Below are 20052 nucleotides of genomic sequence, written 5' to 3' on the forward strand. Positions count from 1 at the left end.
CGTTTAGCCGCGAGCTGCGGCGATCTTGATCAGCTTGGCGTAGTAGAAGCCGTCGTGGCCGCCCTCTTGCGCCAGCAACTGGCGTCCGTGGGGCTGCTTGAGGCCGGCGGCAGGCTGCCCCAGTTGGCCGCCGATGTCCAATTCACGAGCCCCCGGGGTGCGGGCCAGGAAGGCCTCGATGACCTCGGTGTTCTCGGTGGGCAGGGTCGAGCAGGTGGCGTAGAGCAGGATGCCGCCCACTTCCAGGGCCTGCCACATGGCATCCAGCAGTTCGCCTTGCAGTTGCGCCAGGGCGGCGATGTCTTCGGGCTGGCGGGTCAGCTTGATATCCGGATGGCGGCGGATCACCCCGGTGGCCGAGCATGGCGCGTCCAGCAGGATCCGCTGGAACGGCTTGCCGTCCCACCAGGCCTGGGTGTCGCGGCCATCGGCGGCGATCAATTGGGCGTCGAGCCCCAGGCGGTCGAGGTTTTCCCGTACCCGCACCAGGCGCTTGGCCTCCAGGTCCACCGCCACTACGCCGGCCAGGGCCGGTTGCACTTCGAGGATGTGGCAGGTCTTGCCGCCCGGGGCGCAGCAGGCGTCCAGCACCCGTTGCCCCGGCGCCAGTTCCAGCAGCTCGGCGGCCAGTTGCGCGGCCTCGTCCTGCACACTGATCCAGCCTTCGGCAAAGCCCGGCAGGCTGCGTACATCCAAGGCTTCGTCGAGGACGATGCCGTCCTGGCTATAGACGCAAGCCTTGGCCGCAACCCCCGCTTCGCTCAACAGCTTCAGGTAGGCATCGCGGGAGTGATGCCGGCGGTTGACCCGCAGGATCATCGGCGGGTGGGCGTTGTTGGCGGCGCAGATGGCTTCCCACTGCTCGGGCCAGAACGCCTTGAGGGATTTCTGCAACCAGCGCGGGTGTGCGGTGCGCACCACCGGGTCGTGCTCCAACTCGGCCAGCAGCGTTTCGCTTTCGCGTTGGGCGCGCCGCAGCACGGCATTGAGCAGGGCCTTGGCCCAGGGCTTTTTCAGCTTGTCGGCGCAGCCCACGGTTTCACCGATGGCGGCGTGGGCCGGAACCCGGGCGTAGAGCAACTGATAGAGGCCCACCAGCAGCAATGCTTCGACATCGGCGTCGGCTGCCTTGAACGGCTTCTGCAGCAGCTTGGCCGCCAGCGCCGACAGCCGCGGCTGCCAGCGTGCGGTGCCGAAGGCCAGGTCCTGGGTGAAGCCGCGATCCCGGGCCTCGACCTTGTCCAGCTGGATCGGCAGCGAGCTGTTGAGCGAGGCCTTGCCGTTGAGCACGGCAGTCAGCGCCTTTGCGGCGGCCAGGCGCGGGTTCATTGGGCGTCCGCCGTCTGGCCGAGGACGGTGCCGATGGCGAATTTCTCGCGGCGGCTGTTGAACAGGTCGCTGAAGTTCAGCGCCTTGCCCCCGGGCAGTTGCAGGCGGGTCAGGCACAGCGCCTGCTCACCGCAGGCAACGATCAGGCCGTCCTTGCTGGCGCCGAGGATTTCCCCCGGCGCGCCCTTGCCTTCGGCCAGGGTGGCGGCCAGCACTTTCAGCGCTTCGCCATTCAAGCTGCTGTGGCAGATCGGCCAGGGGTTGAAGGCCCGCACCAGGCGCTCCAGTTCCACGGCCGGGCGGCTCCAGTCGATGCGCGCCTCGTCCTTGTTCAGCTTGTGGGCGTAAGTGGCCAGGCTGTCGTCCTGGACTTCGCCTTCCAGGGTGCCGGCGGCCAGGCCTTCGATGGCTTGCAGCACTGCGGGCGGGCCCATCTCGGCCAGGCGGTCGTGGAGGCTGCCGCCGGTATCTTCGGCGCTGATCGGGGTGCTGACCTTGAGTAGCATCGGCCCGGTATCCAGGCCGGCTTCCATGCGCATCACGGTCACCCCGCTTTGCGCGTCACCGGCTTGCACCGCACGCTGGATCGGCGCGGCACCGCGCCAGCGTGGCAACAGCGAAGCGTGGCTGTTGATGCAACCCAGGCGCGGAATATCCAGCACCGCCTGGGGCAGGATCAGGCCGTAGGCCACCACCACCATCAGGTCCGGCTTGAGCGCTGCCAGTTCGGCTTGAGCCTCGGCATTGCGCAAGGTCGGCGGTTGCAGCACGGGGATGTCGTTTTCCAGAGCAAGCTGCTTGACCGGACTGGGCATCAGCTTCTGCCCGCGCCCCGCCGGACGGTCCGGCTGGGTGTAGACCGCAACGATCTGGTAAGGGCTGTCGAGCAGGGCCTTGAGGTGTTCGGCGGCGAATTCGGGGGTGCCGGCAAAGACGATGCGCAGTGGCTCAGTCATGGGAATTCTCGATGTTAAACATGCGGAAAAGAAAAAGGCTTGCCGTAGCAAGCCTTTGCAAGACGGTCATCAAGCCTGCTGGCGATGCTGCTTTTCCAGCTTCTTCTTGATCCGGTCACGCTTGAGCGTGGACAGGTAGTCGACGAACAACTTGCCGTTCAGGTGGTCGCATTCGTGCTGGATGCACACGGCGAGCAAACCTTCGGCGATCAGTTCGTAGGGCTGGCCGTCGCGGTCCAGGGCCTTGATCTTGACCCGTTGCGGGCGGTCGACGTTTTCGTAGAAGCCCGGTACCGAAAGGCAGCCTTCCTGGTACTGGTCCATCTCGTCGGTCAGGGCTTCGAACTCGGGGTTGATGAACACCCGTGGTTCGCTGCGGTCTTCGGACAGGTCCATGACCACCACGCGTTTGTGCACGTTGACCTGGGTCGCCGCCAGACCGATGCCTGGGGCCTCATACATTGTTTCAAACATGTCGTCGACCAACTGACGCACTTCGTCGTCCACTACGGCCACTGGTTTGGCGATAGTGCGCAGGCGCGGATCAGGGAATTCGAGGATGTTTAAAATGGCCATAAGCGTAATTGCTACACGTGTGAAGTAAGGGCGGAGTCGGCGTCCGCGCAGGTTCTGGACCTGGGCCGCCGGTGCAAAACGTGCTCTGGGATGGAGCGAGCCGTGCAGGCTCTGGCGTTTCACGCGAACGCACATAATAAAGGGATTCAGCCCATGAGGAAATCACTGTTCGCCCTGCTGCTGGCGGGCTGGACCGCCATCGGCCAGGCCCAGGTGCAACTGCGGGACAGTTATCCACAGCACTATCGGGTGCAGCCGGGCGATACCCTGTGGAGCGTCGCCAGCCTGTATCTGCAGCAGCCCTGGCAATGGCGCGAGCTCTGGCCGGCGGGCTTCGCCGGGCAGATCTTCCCCGGCGACCGCCTGCAACTGGTGCGCAATGACGGCCCGCCACGCCTGCAGCTGGAGCGACCAGCGGCGCCGCCGACGGTCAAGCTCGCGCCCCAGGCCCGGCGCTTGCCCCCTGCCCCGATTCCGAGCATTCCCCTGCAAGCGATCAGCAGCTTCTTGCTGGACAACCGCATCGTCGATCAGCCCGGGGCCCTGGAGCGGGCGCCGTATATCGTGGCCGGCGAGGGCGAGCGGGTGCTGGGTGGCATGGGCGACCGGCTTTTCGCCCGTGGCCGGCTGGACCCTGAGCAGCCGGTCTATGAGCTGTTCCGCCAGGGCAAGATCTACCGCGACCCCCTGAGCCAGGAACTGCTGGGGGTCAACGCCGACGCCATTGGCAGCGCCCGGGTGGTGGCGAGCGAAGGTGACCTGGCCACCCTCGCCTTGCAGAGCAGCAACCAGGAAGTGCGCCTGGGTGATCGCTTGCTGGCTGCCGATACCTCGGGGTTGCCGGGCTCCTTCAGCCCCAGTGCCCCGCAACGGCCGGTGGAAGGACTGATCATCGACGTGCCCCGAGGGGTCACCCAGATCGGCGCCCTGGATGTGGTGACCCTCAACCGCGGGCGCCGCGACGGCCTGCTGGAGGGCAACGTACTGGCGGTGATCAAGACCGGTGAAACCGTGCGCGACCGGCAAACCGGCGAGCCGCTGAAAATCCCCGACGAGGCGGCCGGCTGGCTGATGGTGTTCCGCAGCTACGACAGGCTCAGCTACGGATTGGTACTCAAGGCCACGCGTTCGCTGGCGGTGCTGGACAAGGTCCGCAACCCCTGAGGGAGATCTTTCCTCAACAAGTTACCAACAGAGTTATCCACAGCTTGTTCCAGCTCAGGCTGGAGCCCTGACGATCAAGGATGATCCATGTCGAACTCGATGAGCGGCAGCATTTCCCCGGCAGAACTGGAAGCTCGATTGCGCTTGCACGTCCTGCCCGAACTCGGGCCGATGCGTTTTCAGCGCCTGCTTCAGGCATTCGGTTGCGCTTCTAAAGCACTCAGTGCCCCGGCCAGTGCCTGGCGTTCCCTAGACCTGCCGCCGGCCTGCAGCGAGGCCCGGCGCAGCCCCCAGGTGCGCGACGGCGCCCGTCGCGCATTGGCCTGGATAGATAGCCAGGCCCAGCATTTGCTGATGTGGGACCAGCCCGGCTACCCGCCCTTGCTGGCGCAACTCGAGGATGCGCCACCGCTGCTGTTCGTGGCCGGCGACCCCTCGATTCTCGAACGGCCGCAGTTGGCGATGGTGGGCAGCCGTCGCGCATCGCGACCGGGGCTGGACACCGCCGGGGCCTTTTCCCGCAGCCTGGCCCGTGCCGGTTTTGTCATCACCAGCGGTCTGGCCCTGGGCGTCGATGGCGCTGCCCATCAGGCGGCCCTGGATGTTGGCGGGCGTACCGTGGGCGTGCTGGGCACTGGCCTGGAAAATTTTTATCCACAGCGGCACCGGGCCCTGGCCAGGGCCATGATCGACCAGGGCAGCGCGGTGGTTTCCGAGTTCCCGCTGGACACCCCGGCGCGTGCGGAACACTTCCCCCGGCGCAATCGAATCATCAGTGGCCTGGCCCTGGGCGTGCTGGTGGTGGAGGCCAGCGTCGCCAGCGGTTCGCTGATTACCGCGCGGCTGGCGGCGGAGCAAGGCCGCGAGGTGTATGCCATCCCCGGTTCTATCCACCACCCCGGTGCCCGGGGCTGCCACCAGTTGATCCGCGACGGCGCGGTGCTGGTGGAAAGCGTGCAGCACATCCTGGAGACCCTGGCCGGCTGGCAGAACCTGCCGCCCAGCGCCTCGCTGCCGACAGCGGCCTGTACCCACCCGTTGCTGGCCTTGCTGCATGCGGCGCCCCACAGCAGCGAAGCCTTGGCCAGCGCCAGCGGCTGGCCCCTGCCCCGGGTGCTGGCGGCCCTGACCGAGCTGGAGATCGAAGGCCGTGCGGTCCATGAAAATGGGCGTTGGTATGCGCGTCTGAGCTAGGTTTTATAAGCAGGATGGGTAAACTGCGCACAGCTTTTATCTGGAGAGTCGGCAATGGTCAGCAGTTGGCGCGTGCAGCAAGCCGCACGAGAGATTCGCGCAGGGGCGGTGATTGCCTATCCAACCGAAGCGGTCTGGGGCCTGGGGTGCGATCCGTGGAATGAAGAGGCGGTGGATCGCCTGCTGGCGATCAAGTCACGGTCGGTGGACAAGGGCCTGATCCTGATCGCTGACAACATCCATCAGTTCGATTTCCTCTTCGAGGACTTCCCGGACACCTGGATCGATCGCATGTCCAGCACCTGGCCGGGGCCCAATACCTGGCTGGTGCCCCATCAGAACCTGTTGCCCGAGTGGGTCACCGGGGTCCATGACACGGTGGCGCTGCGGGTCAGCGACCATCCGCTGGTGCGTGAGCTGTGCTCCCTGGTGGGCCCGCTGATTTCCACCTCGGCCAACCCCCAGGGGCGCCCGGCGGCGCGCACGCGGCTGCGCATCGAGCAGTATTTCCGTGGGCAACTGGATCTGGTCCTCAGTGGCAGCCTGGGCGGGCGCAAGAACCCGAGCCTGATCCGTGACCTGGCTACCGGCAAGGTAGTTCGGCCTTCCTGAAGCGCTTCGCCGGCAAGCCGGCTCCTACGATACTCGGTAGGAACCGGCTTGCCGGCGAAGGCGTTCAAGGCAGCAGCACAGTCGAGCCAGTCGTGCGTCGTGCCGACAGTTCGATATGGGCCTTGGCCGCATCCGCCAGGGCGAAGCGCTGGCCAATCTCGATCTTCAGCTTGCCGCTGGCAATCATGCCGAACAGGTCGTCGGCCATGCGCTGCAGGTTCTCGGCATTGTTGGCATAGCTGGCCAGGGTCGGCCGGGTCACGTACAGCGAGCCCTTGGCCGAGAGAATCCCAAGGTTGACCCCGTCCACTGCGCCAGAGGCGTTGCCGAAGCTGACCATCAGCCCGCGTGGGGCCAGGCAATCCAGGGAGGTCAGCCAGGTGTCCTTGCCCACGCCGTCGTAGACCACCGGGCACTTCCTCCCGCCGGTCAGTTCCAGCACTCGCTGGGCCACGTCTTCATGGCTGTAGTCGATGGTTTCCCAGGCGCCCAGGGCCTTGGCGATGGCGGCCTTTTCCGGCGAGCTGACGGTGCCGATCAGCTTTACCCCGAGGGCCTTGGCCCACTGGCAGGCCAGGGAGCCGACACCGCCGGCAGCGGCGTGGAACAGCACGGTTTCGCCGCCCTGGAGTTCATAGGTCTGGCGCAGCAGGTACTGCACGGTCAGGCCCTTGAGCATGACCCCGGCGGCCTGTTCGAAGCTGATGGCGTCCGGCAGGCGTACCAGGTTGGCTTCGGGCAGCACATGCACATCGCTGTAGGCCCCCAGTGGGCCGCTGCCGTAAGCCACGCGGTCGCCGACCTTGAAACGGGTCACGGCACTGCCTACGGCCTCGACCACGCCCGCGCCTTCGGCCCCCAGGCCCGAAGGCAGGGCGGGCGGTGCGTAGAGACCGCTGCGGAAATAGGTGTCGATGAAGTTCAGGCCGATGGCCTTGTTGCTGACGCGAACCTGTTGCGGGCCCGGTTCCGCCGGTTGGTAATCCACATATTCGAGCACTTCGGGGCCGCCATGGGCGCGGAACTGGATACGTTTGGCCATCTGCATTCTCTCCTCGGACGTGTCGTGAAAGTGCTCTATCGGACTCCTCTGCTTGACCTTCGTCAACTGCGGAGCGCCCCGGCGCGGTGTTATGCTACGCGCCCATTTGCGCCGGCCCGTGCTCCATCCCTAGCGCCGCGTAGCTTTGCCCGATTCAAGGTGATGCCATGACTACCCGCACCGAGGCCGTGAAAGCCTACCTGCTCGACCTGCAAGACCGCATTTGCGCTGCACTGGAAACCGAAGACGGTGGCGCACGCTTCATCGAGGACGCCTGGACCCGGCCTGCCGGTGGTGGCGGGCGTACCCGGGTGATCGGCGACGGTGCAGTGATCGAAAAGGGTGGGGTGAACTTCTCCCATGTATTCGGCAGCGGCCTGCCGCCATCGGCCAGTGCCCACCGGCCCGAGCTGGCCGGCCGTGGCTTCGAGGCCCTGGGCGTGTCCCTGGTGATCCACCCGCACAACCCCCATGTGCCGACTTCCCACGCCAACGTGCGGTTCTTCATCGCCGAGAAGGAAGGCGAAGAGCCGGTCTGGTGGTTCGGCGGCGGTTTTGACCTGACCCCCTACTACGGCAACATCGATGACTGCGTGCACTGGCACCGGGTTGCCGAGCGGGCCTGTGCGCCCTTCGGTGCCGACGTCTACCCGCGCTACAAGGCCTGGTGCGACAGCTATTTCCACATCAAGCACCGCAATGAACCGCGGGGCATCGGCGGCCTGTTCTTCGACGATCTGAACGAATGGGACTTCGACACCAGTTTCGCCTTCATGCGCGCCATCGGCGACGCCTACATCGAGGCCTACCTGCCCATCGTCCAGCGCCGCAAGGCCGCGGCCTACACCGCGCAGCAGCGGGAATTCCAGGAGTTCCGCCGGGGCCGCTACGTGGAGTTCAACCTGGTCTACGACCGTGGCACCCTGTTCGGCCTGCAATCGGGCGGGCGCACCGAGTCGATCCTCATGTCGCTGCCGCCACAAGTGCGCTGGGGCTATGACTGGAAGGCCGAGCCGGGCAGCGAAGAAGCGCGCCTGACCGAATACTTCCTGCAGGATCGCGACTGGCTGGCAGCCAGCAACTAAACCGTACCCACTGTGTAGAAGCCGGCTTGCCGGCGAAAAGGCCTTCAAGGCGGATGCGGTTCCTACCCCTGTGTTGAGCAAATGGGATGAGAGATGGATCAGTACGTTGTCTTTGGTAACCCGATCGGCCACAGCAAGTCGCCGCTGATCCATCGGCTGTTCGCCCAGCAGACCGGCCAGCAGCTGGAGTACAACACCCTGCTGGCGCCCCTGGATGATTTCGCCGGCACCGCTCGCAGTTTCTTCGCCCACGGGCGTGGGGCCAATGTCACGGTGCCGTTCAAGGAAGAGGCCTATCGCCTGTGCGACAGCCTGACCGAACGGGCCCAGCGCGCCGGCGCGGTGAACACCCTGAGCAAGCAGGCCGACGGCCGCCTGCTGGGGGACAACACCGACGGCGCCGGGCTGGTGCGCGACCTGAAGGTGAACGCCGGGGTCAGCCTCAAGGGCAAGCGCATCCTTGTGCTGGGGGCTGGCGGCGCGGTCCGTGGTGCCCTGGAGCCGTTGCTGGCCGAGCAGCCGGAGGCCTTGGTAATCGCCAATCGCACCGTGGAAAAGGCTGAGCTGCTGGCGGAGTTGTTCGCCGACCTGGGGCCGGTATCGGCCAGCGGCTTCGACTGGCTGCAGGAATCGGTGGACCTGATCATCAATGCCACCTCCGCCAGCCTTTCGGGCGAGCTGCCGCCGATTGCCGGCAGCCTGATCGAGGCGGGCAAGACCGTGTGCTACGACATGATGTACGCCAAGGAGCCGACACCATTCTGCCGCTGGGCCAGTGAACAGGGCGCGGCCCTGGTGCTGGATGGCCTGGGCATGCTGGCCGAGCAAGCGGCGGAAGCCTTCTACCTGTGGCGCGGCGTGCGCCCCGACAGTGCCCCGGTGCTGGCTGAACTGCGTCGTCAGCTGGCGCAGTAACCCCCCTTAGGAGCTGGCTTGCCAGCGAAGGCGGCTTCAAGGCTGGGCCAGGCTCAAGGGCTTATTCGCCGGCAAGCCGGCTCTCACGTCGGGTGTGGGCAAGGCGCCTGCGGGTTCAGTCTTCGAAGTGGATCGGGCAGCGTTCCGGGCCTTCGAGCTTGATCAACTCTTCTTTCACCGTCTGCCGTGCCCGGCGCAGGATCAGGCTACGGTCCTGGCGTTTCAGCCGGCGCGCCTCTTGGTGCAGCATTTCCACCCCTGAGTAGTCGATAAAGTTGATCTGCCGTGCGTCGATCACCAGCCTGGGCGCGTGGCAGCGCTGCATGCGCACCTGCAGGTAATGGCTGGCGCCGAAGAAAATCGAACCGCCGACCCGCAGGATGTCTTCATCGCCTTCGCTGGACTGCTGCACCCGCGGTTGCGAAGTGCGCTTGAGGTAGAAGAACAGCGACGCCAGGACCCCGGCATAGATCGCGGTCTGCAACTCCAGGAGCAGGGTGGCGACGCAGGTCAGGCTCATCACCACGAACTCGGCGCGGCTGACCCGGAACAGCGCGCGAATGCCCCGGTGGTCCACCAGCCCCCAGCAGATCAGCAGGATGCTGCCGGCCATGGCCGGGATCGGGATATGGGCGATCAGCCCGGCGCCGGCCACGGCGAACAGCGCCACCCACAGCGCCGAGAACACCCCGGCCAGGGGCGAGCAGGCGCCGGCCTCGTAGCTCAAGCCGGAGCGGGTGAAGGAGCCCGAGGACAGGTAGCCGGAGAAAAACGCCCCGACCATGTTCGACAGGCCCTGGGCGCGGACTTCCTGGTTGGCGTCCAGCAACTGTTCCGAACGTGCTGACAGCGAGCGGGCAATCGACAGGCTGGTGACCAGCCCGAGCATGCCCACCGCCACTGCACTGGGCAGCAACCGCAGGATCAGTTCCAGGTCCAGGGGCAATGGGCTAAACGGCGGCAGCCGGCCAACGAAGGCGCTGACCAGTTGCACATGGCCAAACACCCCTGGCAGCAGCCATACCACCAGGGCACTGAACACCAGGCTCAGCAGCAGGCCGGGCCAGCGCGGCGCCAGCAGCTTGAAGGCGACCCCCAGCGCCAGGGTGCCCAGTCCCAGCAGCAGCGAAGGCCGGTCCACCTCGCCCAGGTGCTGCAGCAACTGGCTCAGGCTGTTGAGGGCGGTGGCCTGGTTCGGCAGTTCCAGCCCCAGCAGGTTGGGCAACTGGCCCAGGGCGATGACCACCGCCGCGCCGAGGGTGAAGCCCAGCACCACCGAGTGCGAGACGAAGTTCACCAGGGCGCCGAAGCGCAGCATTCCCAGCAGCCACTGGAAGACCCCGGCCAACAGCGTCAGGAGCAGGATCAGGGTGATGTAGTCCTCGGAGGCCGGCACTGCCAGGGGGCTGACGCTGGCATAGAGAACGATGGAAATCGCCGCCGTGGGGCCGCAGATCAGGTGCCACGATGAACCCCACAGGCAGGCGATCAGCACCGGGACTATGGCCGCGTATAGCCCGTACTCCGGGGGCAGGCCGGCGATCAGGGCATAGGCGATGGATTGCGGCAGAGCGAGGATCGCGCCGCTCAGGCCCACCAGCAGGTCACGGCCGACGCTGGCCCGGGTCTGGCGCGGCAGCCAGCTCAGCAAAGGCAGGAGAGATTGGCGGTCGGGCCAGGCCATGGTTCCTCACGGGTGGGTTGATTCGGTGGGCCAGGGTAAAGCATTGCCAGGCTTTGGGTGCAGGAGCCGGCTTGCCGGCGAATGGCCGGCACACCTCGGGCTACAACCTGCTCTTCACCGCTGCCAGGGCCTCTTTGTCATCAATGGTCCGCACTCCCTCCAGCCATTGCTCCAGCACTGCCGGGTGGGCCTTGATCCAGGCCTTGGCGGCCTCGGTGTTGCTGAGTTTGCTGTTGACCACCGCGGCCATGATGCTGTTCTCCATCTCCTGGGTGAACCGCAGGTTGCCCAGCAGTTTGCCGACGTTCGGGCAAGCCTGTGCATAACCCTTGCGGGTCAGGGTGTAGACGCTGCCGCTGGCGCCGAAGTACTTCTCGCCGCCGGTCAGGTAGCGCATCTTCAACTGCACGTTCATCGGGTGTGGGGTCCAGCCGAGGAAGGTGATGAAGCGCTGCTTTTTCGTGGCCCGGGACACTTCGGCGAGCATTGCCTGTTCACTGGACTCGATCAGCTTCCACTGGCCCAGGTTGAACTGGTTGCTCTTGATGATTTCCTGCAGCGACAGGTTGGCCGGCGCGCCGGAGCCGATGCCGTAGAGCTTTTTGTCGAACTTGTCGGCGAACTTGTCCAGGTCGGCAAAATCATGCACTCCGGCCTCCCACACATAGTCCGGCACCGCCAGCGTGAACTCGGTCCCTTCCAGGTTCTTGGCCAGCTGGGTGACGTCGCCATTGGCCACGAACTTGTCATGGAAGCCTTGCTGCGCCGGCATCCAGTTACCCAGGAATACATCCACCCGGCCATCCTTCAGACCACCGAAGGTGATGGGCACGGCCAGGGTGTCGATCTTCGCCTTGTAGCCCATGCCGTCCAGCAGGAAGCCGGTGATGGCATTGGTGGCGGCGATATCGCTCCACCCCGGGTCGGCCATCTTCACGGTCTCGCACGAGTCGGCCCAAGCGGATGCGCTGCCCAGGGCCAGAAGCCCGAGCGTCAGTGCTGTGGATAACCTTTGCATGCTTTTCCCCTTACGTTTTATTGGTTTTGGCAGGGTTGTGGATAACGGGCCTTGCGCTCCAGGTCATCGAGGTCGATGTGGTTGCGCATGTACTGCTGGCTGGCGTCTACCAGCGGCTGGTGGTCCCAGCTCTTGAGTTTGCCCCGGCTCAGCGCCTCGGCCACCAGCCGGCGGCGGCGCTGGCTGGCCAGGACCTGTTGGTGAATGCGCGGAATGTTCCACTTGGCCCGGGCCTCTGCCAGGAACGCGGCGAACAGCGGCCGATGCTCGGGCGACTGGCCAAGGTCGAAGCGCTCTTGCGGGTCGTGGTGCAGGTCGAAGAGTAGGCAGGGGTCGTCTTCGCTGTAGATGAACTTGTAGGCCCCGCGGCGAATCATCATCAGCGGGCCGATGGTGCCTTCGGCCATGTATTCGCCGAACACCTCGTCGTGCCCGCCCTGCCCTTGCAAGTGCGGGACCAGGGAGCGGCCATCCAGCGGCAGGTCGGGCTCGACCCGGCCGCCGGCCAGCTCCACCAGGGTCGGCAGCAGGTCGGCGGTGGAGACAGCGGCGCTGACCCGGCCGGCAGTGAACTGCCCCGGTGCACAGATCAGCAGCGGTACCCGGGCGGCCATTTCAAACCAGTGCATTTTGTACCAGAGGCCGCGCTCGCCGAGCATGTCGCCGTGGTCGCCGGAAAACACGATCAGCGTGTCGTCCGCCAGCCCGGTGTCTTCCAGGGTCTGCAGCAGCTTGCCGACGTTGCTGTCGATGTAACTGCAGGCGCCGAAGTAGGCGCGGCGCGCGTCGCGGATCTTATCCACAGGCAAGGGCTTGTCCCACAGGTCGTAGACCTTGAGCAGGCGCTGGGAATGCGGATCCAGCTCGCTTTGGGGCGGGGTCTGCGGCAGTGGAATCTGGTCGTCGCGGTACAGGTCCCAGAAGGCCCTGGGAATGGTGTACGGATCGTGGGGGTGGGTCATGGAGACGGTGAGGCAGAACGGCTGGTCGCCGGCCTCGCGCACATGGTCGAACAGGTATTGCTGGGCCTTGAACACCACCTCCTCGTCGAAATCCAGCTGGTTGGTGCGTACACAGGGGCCGGCCTGCAGTACCGAGGACATATTGTGGTACCAGCTGGGGCGCACATCGGGCTGGTCCCAGTTCACCGCCCAGCCGTAGTCGGCGGGGTAGATATCGCTGGTCAGGCGCTCTTCATAGCCGTGCAACTGGTCCGGACCGCAGAAGTGCATCTTGCCCGAGAGCGCAGTGCGGTAGCCCAGGCGCCGCAGGTAGTGGGCGTAGGTGGGCACGTCGGCGGGGAAGTCCGCGGCGTTGTCGTAGGCACCGATCCGGCTGGGCAACTGGCCGCTGACCAAAGTGAAGCGCGAGGGTGCGCACAAGGGGCTGTTGCAGTAGGCGGCGTCGAAGACCACGCCCTGGGCGGCCAGCCGGCTGAGGTGAGGCAGCTTGATCGGCGAGGGTCCGTAGAACGGCAGCAAGGGGGCGGCCATCTGATCGGCCATGATGAAAAGAATGTTCTTGCGCTTCATGGATTCGCGGCATTCCATAGTCGATGGTTATGCGAAAGTGCTGCAATCGAGCATGGATCCCATGCCGTTGGTGGTAAAGCCCATGTACAGCAATGACTAGGATAAGCACTGCTTATGTATGAAGCCCTTGGCGACCTGTCCCTGGACCTGCTCCGAGTGTTCGAAGCAGCCGCGCGCCTGCGCAGCTTCACCGCCGCGGCGGTGGAGCTGGGCACCACCCAGCCGGCTATCAGTCAGCAGATCAAGCGCCTGGAGGAACAGCTGGGGGTGCGCCTGTTCGACCGCATCTACCGGGGCATCGAGCTGACCGAGTCTGCGGCCTTGTTGCTGGATCAGGTTCAGGCCGGCCTGCAGAGCATCGATGCCGGCCTCAGCGCCCTCAGCCAGCAGCATCAGCATGAGGTGTTGCAGGTGGCCACGGATTTCGCTTTCGCCGCCTATTGGCTGATGCCCCGCCTGCATCGCTTTCATGAGGCCAACCCCCAGGTGGATGTGAGCCTGGTCACCAGCGAGCGCAGCCACAGCATGCTGCGCAGCGATATCGACGTTGCGGTGCTGTTCGGCGACGGGCGTTTCAGGCAGGGGGAAAGCCACTGGCTGTTCAGCGAAGAAGTGTTTCCGGTGTGCAGCCCGCTGCTGCTCAAGCACCGTGCTGCGCCGCTGCCCGCCCCTTCCCTGCTGGAACTGCCGCTGCTGCACCTGCGGGGTGAAGGCAGCAACCACTGGTTCGACTGGAGCGGGGTATTTCGCGAGCTGGGCCTTGCGGGTGCGCCGGCCCCAGGGCAATTGCGCTTCGACAATTACACCCTGCTGATCCAGGCGGCCATCGGCGGCCAGGGCGTGGCCATCGGCTGGCGTCACCTGGTGGATGACCTGCTGGAGCAGGGCCTGCTGTGCCGGCCCATCGCCGAGAGCGCGCTGTCCGCCTACGGCTATTACGTGGTGCTGCCCCAGCGCAAGCGCCGCGGCCCGCTGATCCAGCGTTTCGTCGACTGGCTGATGAGCGAGCAGGCCGGCAGCGCCCAGAGCCTCAAGGGGCTGGCGCTGCCGTCCATTGCCCGCTAGGTGGCGGCCTGGGGTTGGGTGGCGATGAAACTCACATGCTCGCGCAGGTGCAGATTCAGGCGCAGCTCGTCGCTGATGCCGATTGCCACGCCGTTGAGCCGTCGCAGCGGCTCGGCAAGCCCCGGCTCGAGGCTGTCGCCAACCTGGTTGAAATGCTCGATACCCAGCCCGGCCACGCCCCGCGGCGCGTTGATCAGGGTCCAGTCCAGCGCGCTGCTGCGCAGTGCATCGAGGATTTCCTGCGCGGCATGGTGAGGCAGGCTGGTGCTGGAGGGCGGGTTGTCGAGAACGCTGAACTCCCCCACCAGCATCAACCTACGGATGCCGGCGCCCTGCATGCCTTCGATCAGGGCATCCACCGCCCGTACCTGGTTCACCGGGTCGGGGGCCTGGCCGGGCGTGGTGCTGCCGGGCAGATCGGCGGCATCCAGCAGGCAGATCACCGCCGAGCTACCGGCTACGCTCTGCTTGACCCGGTCCGGGTCGAACAGGTCGCCGCCCTTGGCGCGCAGGCCTGGGCGCGGGGCCAGCGCGGTGAGGTCGTCGAGAATGGCGATCACCTCATGCTGGCGCCTCAGGCTCTCTGCCATCAACGCACTGCCCAGGCTGCTCATGGCACCATAGAGCACCAGTTTGACCACCGGAGTTTCGGCATTTTTCATGGCCTGGCTTCCTTATTTTCCACAGGTACCGGTTGTGACCTGTGGCGAGCCTTGAGGGTTCGTCTTGATTGCGAGGGTTTGCATGCAACGGATCAAGGGCTACCACGCCCATGTCTACTTTGACGCCAGCACCATCGACCAGGCCCGGGCCTTGTGCGAGCGGGCGGCGCAGCTGTTCGAACTGAAAATGGGCCGGGTCCACGAGCGGCCGGTGGGGCCGCATCCGGACTGGAGCTGCCAGTTGGCGTTCGGCCCCGAGGTGTTTGCCCAGGTGGTGCCGTGGCTGGCCCTCAATCGCCAGGGGCTGGTGGTGTTCCTGCATCCGGATACCGGTGATGACCTGCTGGACCACACCAACCATGCGATCTGGATGGGGGCTATGCGGCCACTGGACCTGAGGGGGTTCTGAGGGCGACGGACCGCCGGCAAGCCGGCTCCTGCAGGGGCCGGCCGGTCGGGTGAGGTCAGTAGAGCACGCCGTCGAGGATCTCGTAGACGATGCCGGTGCCCACGGCGATCAGCACGATGTCGCCCCCCATGCGTCGCCATTCGTACCCCGGGTACACCGGCAGGCGCGACAGGGCCCGGGGCTCCAGGCGTTCGCCGTAGTAGCCGCGCGGCAGTGGCTGGCCGCGCACCAGGTGGATGCCGGGAGGCGGCGGCGCGCCCCGGACGAAGTAGCCGTGGTTGTCGCGGATGGTCTGGCGCACCGGGCCGAAATCCCGTGGCGGGCCGCCGCGGCGATCATCCCCCGGGCCACGGTGCTCGTTGCCACGGTTGTCCCAATAGCCCTGTTGTGGCCCGCCACGATCATAGCCGCCGCGCTCGTCGGCCATGACCTGCAGCAACGGGCTGGCGCTGAGCATCAGCACCGCGGCACCGGCAATCAGACGTTTGGGCATTTTCATCAGGTATTCCTCGCAACACACACAGCAAAAAGGGGTTCGCCACCTTGGTCGCGAACCCCCGGGTCTTGCTGCTTAGTCTGTGTCTCGAGGCGCTAATTCCTCTGTATCAGGAACTTTACCCTCAGCTGACGCGGGCCTTACGTACGCCCTCGGACAGCGCCGCACACAGGCTCAGCACCCCATCCACCGCCTGCTCGGCAGACTCGGCGCTGGCGATGTGGTCGATCAGCGCCGAGCCCACTACCACGCCGTCGGCCAGGCGAGCGATGGCGGCTGCCTGCTCCGGAGTACGGATGCCGAAACCGATGCTGATGGGCAGGTCGGTGTGGCGACGCAGTCGGGCCACGGCTTCTTCCACGTGTTCCAGGGTGGCGGCACCGGCACCGGTGACCCCGGCCACGGAAACGTAGTAGACGAAACCGGAGCTGCCGTTGAGCACCTTGGGCAGGCGGGCGTCGTCGGTGGTCGGTGTGGTCAGGCGGATGAAGTCGATGCCGGCGGCCTGGGCCGGGTCGCACAGTTCGCTGTTATGTTCCGGCGGCATGTCCACCACGATCAGGCCATCGACACCGGCGGCCTTGGCGTCTGCGATGAAGCGCGGCACGCCGTAGTGGTGGATCGGGTTGAAGTAGCCCATGAGCACCAGCGGGGTGTCGCTGTTGCCTTCGCGGAACTCGCGAACCATCTGCAGGGTTTTCGCCAGGTTTTGCTTGGCCCCCAGGGCACGGATGTTGGCCAGCTGGATCGCCGGGCCGTCGGCCATCGGGTCGGTGAAGGGCATGCCCAGTTCGATCACGTCGGCGCCCGCTGCGGGCAGGCCCTTGAGGATCGCCATGGAGGTGTCGTAGTTCGGGTCGCCGGCGGTGACGAAGGTTACCAGGGCGGCGCGATTCTGTTCTTTAAGCTGTGCGAAGCGGGTTTGCAGGCGGCTCATCAGTGTTTCTCCTGCTGGGACTGTTGCATGTGGTGCATGACGGTTTGCATGTCTTTGTCGCCACGGCCCGAGAGGTTGACCACCATCAGGTGATCCTTGGGCAGGGTTGGCGCGCGCTTGAAGACTTCGGCCAGGGCATGGGCGCTTTCCAGGGCCGGGATGATGCCCTCCAGGCGGCAGCACTGGTGGAACGCGGCCAGGGCTTCGTCGTCGGTCACCGAGGTGTATTCGACGCGGCCGATATCGTGCAACCAGGCGTGTTCCGGGCCGATGCCGGGGTAGTCGAGGCCGGCGGAAATCGAGTGGGCGTCGATGATCTGGCCATCGTCGTCCTGCAGCAGGAAGGTGCGGTTGCCGTGCAGTACGCCGGGTACGCCGCCGTTGAGGCTGGCGGCATGCTTGCCGGTCTCGATGCCGTAGCCGGCGGCTTCGACGCCGATGATCTCGACGCGCTTGTCGTCAAGGAACGGGTGAAACAGGCCCATGGCGTTGGAACCGCCACCGATGCACGCCACCAGGCTGTCCGGCAGGCGGCCTTCCTGGGCTTGCATCTGCTCGCGGGTCTCCTTGCCGATGACCGCCTGGAAGTCGCGGACCATGGCCGGGTACGGGTGCGGGCCGGCGACGGTGCCGATCAGGTAGAAGGTGCTGTCGACGTTGGTCACCCAGTCACGCAGGGCTTCGTTCATCGCGTCCTTCAGGGTGCCGGTGCCGGCCACCACCGGGATCACTTCGGCGCCCAGCAGCTTCATGCGAAATACGTTGGCCTGTTGGCGCTCGATGTCGGTGGTGCCCATGTAGATCACGCAATCCAGGCCAAAACGCGCGGCCACGGTGGCGGTGGCCACGCCATGCATGCCGGCGCCGGTCTCGGCGATGATGCGTTTCTTGCCCATGCGCCGCGCCAGCAGGATCTGGCCGATGCAGTTGTTGATCTTGTGCGCGCCGGTGTGGTTCAGCTCTTCACGCTTGAGGTAGATCTTGGCGCCGCCGCAGTGCTCGGTCAGGCGTTCGGCGAAGTACAGCGGGCTGGGGCGGCCCACGTAATCGCGCTGGAAGTAGGCCAGTTCCTTGAGGAATTCGGGATCTTCCTTGGCCTTTTCGTATTCGCGGGCCAGGTCGAGGATCAGCGGCATCAGGGTTTCGGCCACGTAACGGCCGCCGAATGCGCCGAACAGGCCGTTGTCGTCAGGGCCATTGCGTAATTGGGACTGGGTCATTGCAGCGCTCCCGGGGGAAGTTTGGAGAAAGAAGGCCTGGTGGAAAGACCGCTTCGTAGAAACACAATGGAGCCCACTCTACCCCTGACATCCGATGCTGAAAACCGATAAGATCGCCGCAACCTGTCAGGAAAACTCACAGATAAAATGAGCCGCGACCTGCCTCCCCTGAATGCCCTGCGGGCCTTCGAAGCCACTGCCCGGCTCAATAGCGTCAGCCAGGCGGCCGAACAGCTGCACGTCACCCACGGCGCGGTCAGTCGGCAGTTGAAGGTGCTTGAAGAACATCTGGGGCTGAGCCTTTTCGTCAAGGAAGGCCGTGGCCTTAAACTCACAGATGCCGGCATTCGCCTGCGCGATGCCAGCAGCGAGGCCTTCGAGCGCCTGCGGGATGTCTGCGCCGAGCTGACCCAGGGCAGCGCCGATGCGCCCTTTGTCCTGGGCTGTTCCGGAAGCCTGCTGGCGCGCTGGCTGATCCCGCGCCTGGGGCGCCTGAACGCCGACCTGCCGGACCTGCGCCTGCACCTTTCGGCCGGTGAAGGCGACCTCGACCCCCGGCGCCCGGGCCTGGATGCCTTGCTGGTCTTTGCCGAGCCGCCCTGGCCGGCGGACATGCAGGTCTATGAACTGGCCAGCGAACGCATCGGCCCGGTGCTCAGCCCGCGCTATGCCGGTTATCCACGCCTGCGGCAGGCGCCGGCTGGCGTCCTGGCCAGCGAGGCCCTGCTGCACACTACTTCCCGCCCCCAGGCCTGGCCCAGTTGGGCACGGCGCAACGACCTGAATCCCGAAACGTTGAAGTACGGGCAGGGTTTCGAGCATCTGTATTATTTGCTGGAGGCGGCCGTGGCGGGCCTGGGGGTGGCAATTGCCCCGCAGCCGCTGGTGGCCGAGGACTTGCTGGCGGGCAGGCTGGTTGCGCCCTGGGGTTTTTCCGACACCCCGGGGCAACTGGCGCTGTGGTTACCCAAGCGCGCCGCTGATGGGCGCGCCCGGCAATTGGCGCAGTGGCTGGAAAACGAACTGCGCCAGCAGCTTTAGTCGCCGCGCTTGCACAGCAGATAGGCGGCCAGCAGGCCGATGGCACCCACGGCAACCCCGGCGGTGGTCCAGGGGTGTTCCTGGGCATAGTCGCGGGTCGCGATCCCGGTTTCACGGGTTTTCACTTTGACTTCTTCATAGGCATCGCTGAGCAGGCTGCGCGAATGCTTCAGCGCGCTTTCGGCATTGCTCTTGAGCGCCTTGAGGGTCTTGCGCGACTCGTCGGACGCATCGTCCTTCAGGCTTTCCAGCGATTTGAGCAGGCTGGAGATCTCGGCTTCCATACTTTCCAGTGAGGCTTTGCGTAACGAGGTGTTGGCCATGTCGGCTCTCCTGCAGGGTGGTGAATGGGCTGTGTAGGTTCCGACTGCGGCGTGTTGGGAAAGTGCAGAAAATCTGAACTTAGCCTTGGGCGCAGGCGCCACAAGTAATAAGAAAAATCACTGCTAGGCTGTAATTCACAGCTAAAAAGGAGAGCGCCATGACTGATCATCACACTTACAAGAAAGTCGAACTGGTGGGTTCGTCGCCGAACAGCATCGAAGATGCGATCAACAACGCGCTGGCGGAAGCGCACAAGAGCATCAAGCACCTGGAATGGTTCGAAGTGACTGAAACCCGGGGCCATATCAAGGACGGCAAAGCGGCGCATTTTCAGGTCACGCTCAAGGTGGGCTTCCGAATTGCCAATAGTTGAAGGCTTGAGCTAGGCTCTGGAACTTGTGCGCTGGCCGAGTGCCATAGGAAATGGCAAAGCGCTACAAGTGTCTTGAGCCTCTGTCAGGCAGGCGTCAATGCCGCCTCTTTTGATCCGACCAGGGAATGTGACCGATGAAAAAACTAGTATTAGCTGCTGCTTTGTTGAGTCTTGCGGGAACAGCCCTTGCCGCTGGCAAGCCGTGCGAAGAACTCAAGAGCGAGATTGCCGCCAAGATCGACGCCAACGGCGCCACGCACTACTCGCTGGAAGTGGTGGACAAGGGCGCGGCGGCGGATGGCAAGGTAGTCGGCTCCTGCGAAGCCGGTACCAAGGAAATTGTCTACAAGCGCGGTTGAGCCTTGTGGATGGTCAAAAAAAAGCCGACGCAGAACGTCGGCTTTTTCATGCCTGTCGT

22 protein-coding genes are annotated in these 20052 nt (G+C 65.2%); 10 read left to right on the plus strand and 12 right to left on the minus strand.

Going from position 1 to position 20052, the window contains the following annotated elements; all coding sequences use genetic code 11:
* Positions 1-3: 3 nt before the first annotated feature.
* The 3 genes from rsmB to def form a co-directional block, all read right to left on the minus strand.
* Positions 4-1329, minus strand: coding sequence for a 16S rRNA (cytosine(967)-C(5))-methyltransferase RsmB (gene rsmB, locus KI242_RS00110; RefSeq protein ID WP_011058409.1), 1326 nt, complete (start codon positions 1327-1329; stop codon positions 4-6).
* Positions 1326-2285 (minus strand): methionyl-tRNA formyltransferase, encoded by a 960-nt coding sequence (gene fmt, locus KI242_RS00115; RefSeq protein ID WP_011058410.1) that lies wholly within the window; start codon positions 2283-2285, stop codon positions 1326-1328. The genes rsmB and fmt overlap by 4 nt, the downstream gene beginning before the upstream one ends.
* Positions 2286-2354: 69 nt before the next feature.
* On the minus strand, positions 2355-2861 hold the full coding sequence (gene def / locus KI242_RS00120) for a peptide deformylase (RefSeq protein WP_011058411.1): 507 nt from the start codon (positions 2859-2861) through the stop codon (positions 2355-2357).
* Positions 2862-3014: 153 nt separating this feature from the next.
* Between def and KI242_RS00125 the strand changes: the two genes are divergently transcribed.
* From KI242_RS00125 to KI242_RS00135, 3 genes are all read left to right on the plus strand, one after another.
* The gene (locus tag KI242_RS00125) at positions 3015-4025 is read left to right on the plus strand and encodes a LysM domain-containing protein (RefSeq protein WP_212805817.1); all 1011 of its coding nucleotides are present in this window, start codon (positions 3015-3017) and stop codon (positions 4023-4025) included.
* Positions 4026-4112: 87 nt separating this feature from the next.
* The gene (gene dprA / locus KI242_RS00130; RefSeq protein WP_103290868.1) at positions 4113-5219 is read left to right on the plus strand and encodes a DNA-processing protein DprA; all 1107 of its coding nucleotides are present in this window, start codon (positions 4113-4115) and stop codon (positions 5217-5219) included.
* A gap of 54 nt (positions 5220-5273) precedes the next feature.
* Complete coding sequence (locus KI242_RS00135; protein WP_011058414.1) at positions 5274-5831, plus strand: L-threonylcarbamoyladenylate synthase; 558 nt, start codon at positions 5274-5276, stop codon at positions 5829-5831.
* Positions 5832-5895: 64 nt separating this feature from the next.
* Here KI242_RS00135 and KI242_RS00140 read toward each other — a convergent pair whose 3' ends face one another.
* On the minus strand, positions 5896-6873 hold the full coding sequence (locus KI242_RS00140) for an NADPH:quinone reductase (protein WP_053154888.1): 978 nt from the start codon (positions 6871-6873) through the stop codon (positions 5896-5898).
* Positions 6874-7040: 167 nt separating this feature from the next.
* Here KI242_RS00140 and hemF point away from each other — a divergent pair, with 167 nt between their 5' ends.
* Both hemF and aroE read left to right on the plus strand, forming a co-directional pair.
* A complete protein-coding gene (hemF, locus tag KI242_RS00145; protein ID WP_011058416.1) occupies positions 7041-7958 on the plus strand; it encodes an oxygen-dependent coproporphyrinogen oxidase in 918 nt (305 codons plus the stop codon).
* Positions 7959-8051: 93 nt separating this feature from the next.
* Positions 8052-8873, plus strand: a complete 822-nt coding sequence (aroE, locus tag KI242_RS00150) for a shikimate dehydrogenase (RefSeq protein ID WP_015633620.1) — start codon at positions 8052-8054, stop codon at positions 8871-8873.
* Positions 8874-8988: 115 nt separating this feature from the next.
* On the opposite strand, the gene KI242_RS00155 is transcribed toward aroE, so the two are convergent.
* The 3 genes from KI242_RS00155 to betC all read right to left on the minus strand — a co-directional run bounded on the left by KI242_RS00155 (position 8989) and on the right by betC (position 13107).
* Entirely contained in the window at positions 8989-10557 is a 1569-nt protein-coding gene (locus KI242_RS00155) for a SulP family inorganic anion transporter (protein ID WP_123472569.1), read from the minus strand.
* Positions 10558-10657: 100 nt separating this feature from the next.
* On the minus strand, positions 10658-11575 hold the full coding sequence (gene choX, locus KI242_RS00160; protein WP_011058419.1) for a choline ABC transporter substrate-binding protein: 918 nt from the start codon (positions 11573-11575) through the stop codon (positions 10658-10660).
* A 17-nt stretch (positions 11576-11592) separates the two neighbouring features.
* A complete protein-coding gene (gene betC, locus KI242_RS00165; protein ID WP_212805818.1) occupies positions 11593-13107 on the minus strand; it encodes a choline-sulfatase in 1515 nt (504 codons plus the stop codon).
* A gap of 114 nt (positions 13108-13221) precedes the next feature.
* Between betC and KI242_RS00170 the strand changes: the two genes are divergently transcribed.
* Positions 13222-14172, plus strand: a complete 951-nt coding sequence (locus KI242_RS00170) for a LysR family transcriptional regulator (protein ID WP_212805819.1) — start codon at positions 13222-13224, stop codon at positions 14170-14172.
* On the opposite strand, the gene KI242_RS00175 is transcribed toward KI242_RS00170, so the two are convergent.
* On the minus strand, positions 14169-14834 hold the full coding sequence (locus tag KI242_RS00175) for an NAD(P)H-binding protein (RefSeq protein WP_015633624.1): 666 nt from the start codon (positions 14832-14834) through the stop codon (positions 14169-14171). The genes KI242_RS00170 and KI242_RS00175 overlap by 4 nt on opposite strands.
* An 82-nt stretch (positions 14835-14916) precedes the next feature.
* Here KI242_RS00175 and KI242_RS00180 point away from each other — a divergent pair, with 82 nt between their 5' ends.
* Complete coding sequence (locus KI242_RS00180; RefSeq protein WP_053154807.1) at positions 14917-15243, plus strand: DOPA 4,5-dioxygenase family protein; 327 nt, start codon at positions 14917-14919, stop codon at positions 15241-15243.
* Between the two features lie 55 nt (positions 15244-15298).
* Here KI242_RS00180 and KI242_RS00185 read toward each other — a convergent pair whose 3' ends face one another.
* From KI242_RS00185 to trpB, 3 genes are all read right to left on the minus strand, one after another.
* Positions 15299-15742: an anti-virulence regulator CigR family protein gene (locus tag KI242_RS00185; protein ID WP_015633626.1), complete on the minus strand. Its 444-nt coding sequence runs from the start codon at positions 15740-15742 to the stop codon at positions 15299-15301.
* A gap of 121 nt (positions 15743-15863) precedes the next feature.
* Complete coding sequence (gene trpA / locus KI242_RS00190) at positions 15864-16676, minus strand: tryptophan synthase subunit alpha (protein ID WP_123431153.1); 813 nt, start codon at positions 16674-16676, stop codon at positions 15864-15866.
* A complete protein-coding gene (gene trpB, locus KI242_RS00195; RefSeq protein ID WP_161466469.1) occupies positions 16676-17896 on the minus strand; it encodes a tryptophan synthase subunit beta in 1221 nt (406 codons plus the stop codon). The genes trpA and trpB overlap by 1 nt, the downstream gene beginning before the upstream one ends.
* Before the next feature lie 147 nt (positions 17897-18043).
* On the opposite strand from trpB, the gene KI242_RS00200 reads away from it, so the two are divergent.
* Positions 18044-18937 carry a LysR family transcriptional regulator gene (locus KI242_RS00200; protein ID WP_011058427.1) on the plus strand — a complete coding sequence of 298 codons (894 nt, stop codon included), beginning with the start codon at positions 18044-18046 and terminating at the stop codon, positions 18935-18937.
* On the opposite strand, the gene KI242_RS00205 is transcribed toward KI242_RS00200, so the two are convergent.
* Complete coding sequence (locus KI242_RS00205; RefSeq protein ID WP_011058428.1) at positions 18934-19260, minus strand: DUF883 family protein; 327 nt, start codon at positions 19258-19260, stop codon at positions 18934-18936. The genes KI242_RS00200 and KI242_RS00205 overlap by 4 nt on opposite strands.
* 158 nt (positions 19261-19418) lie before the next feature.
* Between KI242_RS00205 and KI242_RS00210 the strand changes: the two genes are divergently transcribed.
* Together KI242_RS00210 and KI242_RS00215 are read left to right on the plus strand one after the other, a co-directional pair.
* The gene (locus KI242_RS00210; RefSeq protein ID WP_011058429.1) at positions 19419-19634 is read left to right on the plus strand and encodes a dodecin; all 216 of its coding nucleotides are present in this window, start codon (positions 19419-19421) and stop codon (positions 19632-19634) included.
* 134 nt (positions 19635-19768) lie between these two features.
* Positions 19769-19993, plus strand: coding sequence for a DUF1161 domain-containing protein (locus tag KI242_RS00215; protein WP_011058430.1), 225 nt, complete (start codon positions 19769-19771; stop codon positions 19991-19993).
* Positions 19994-20052: the final 59 nt, after the last annotated feature.

The organism is Pseudomonas sp. Eqa60 (assembly GCF_018326405.1).
In the GTDB taxonomy this organism is placed as follows: Bacteria; Pseudomonadota; Gammaproteobacteria; order Pseudomonadales; family Pseudomonadaceae; genus Aquipseudomonas; species Aquipseudomonas protegens.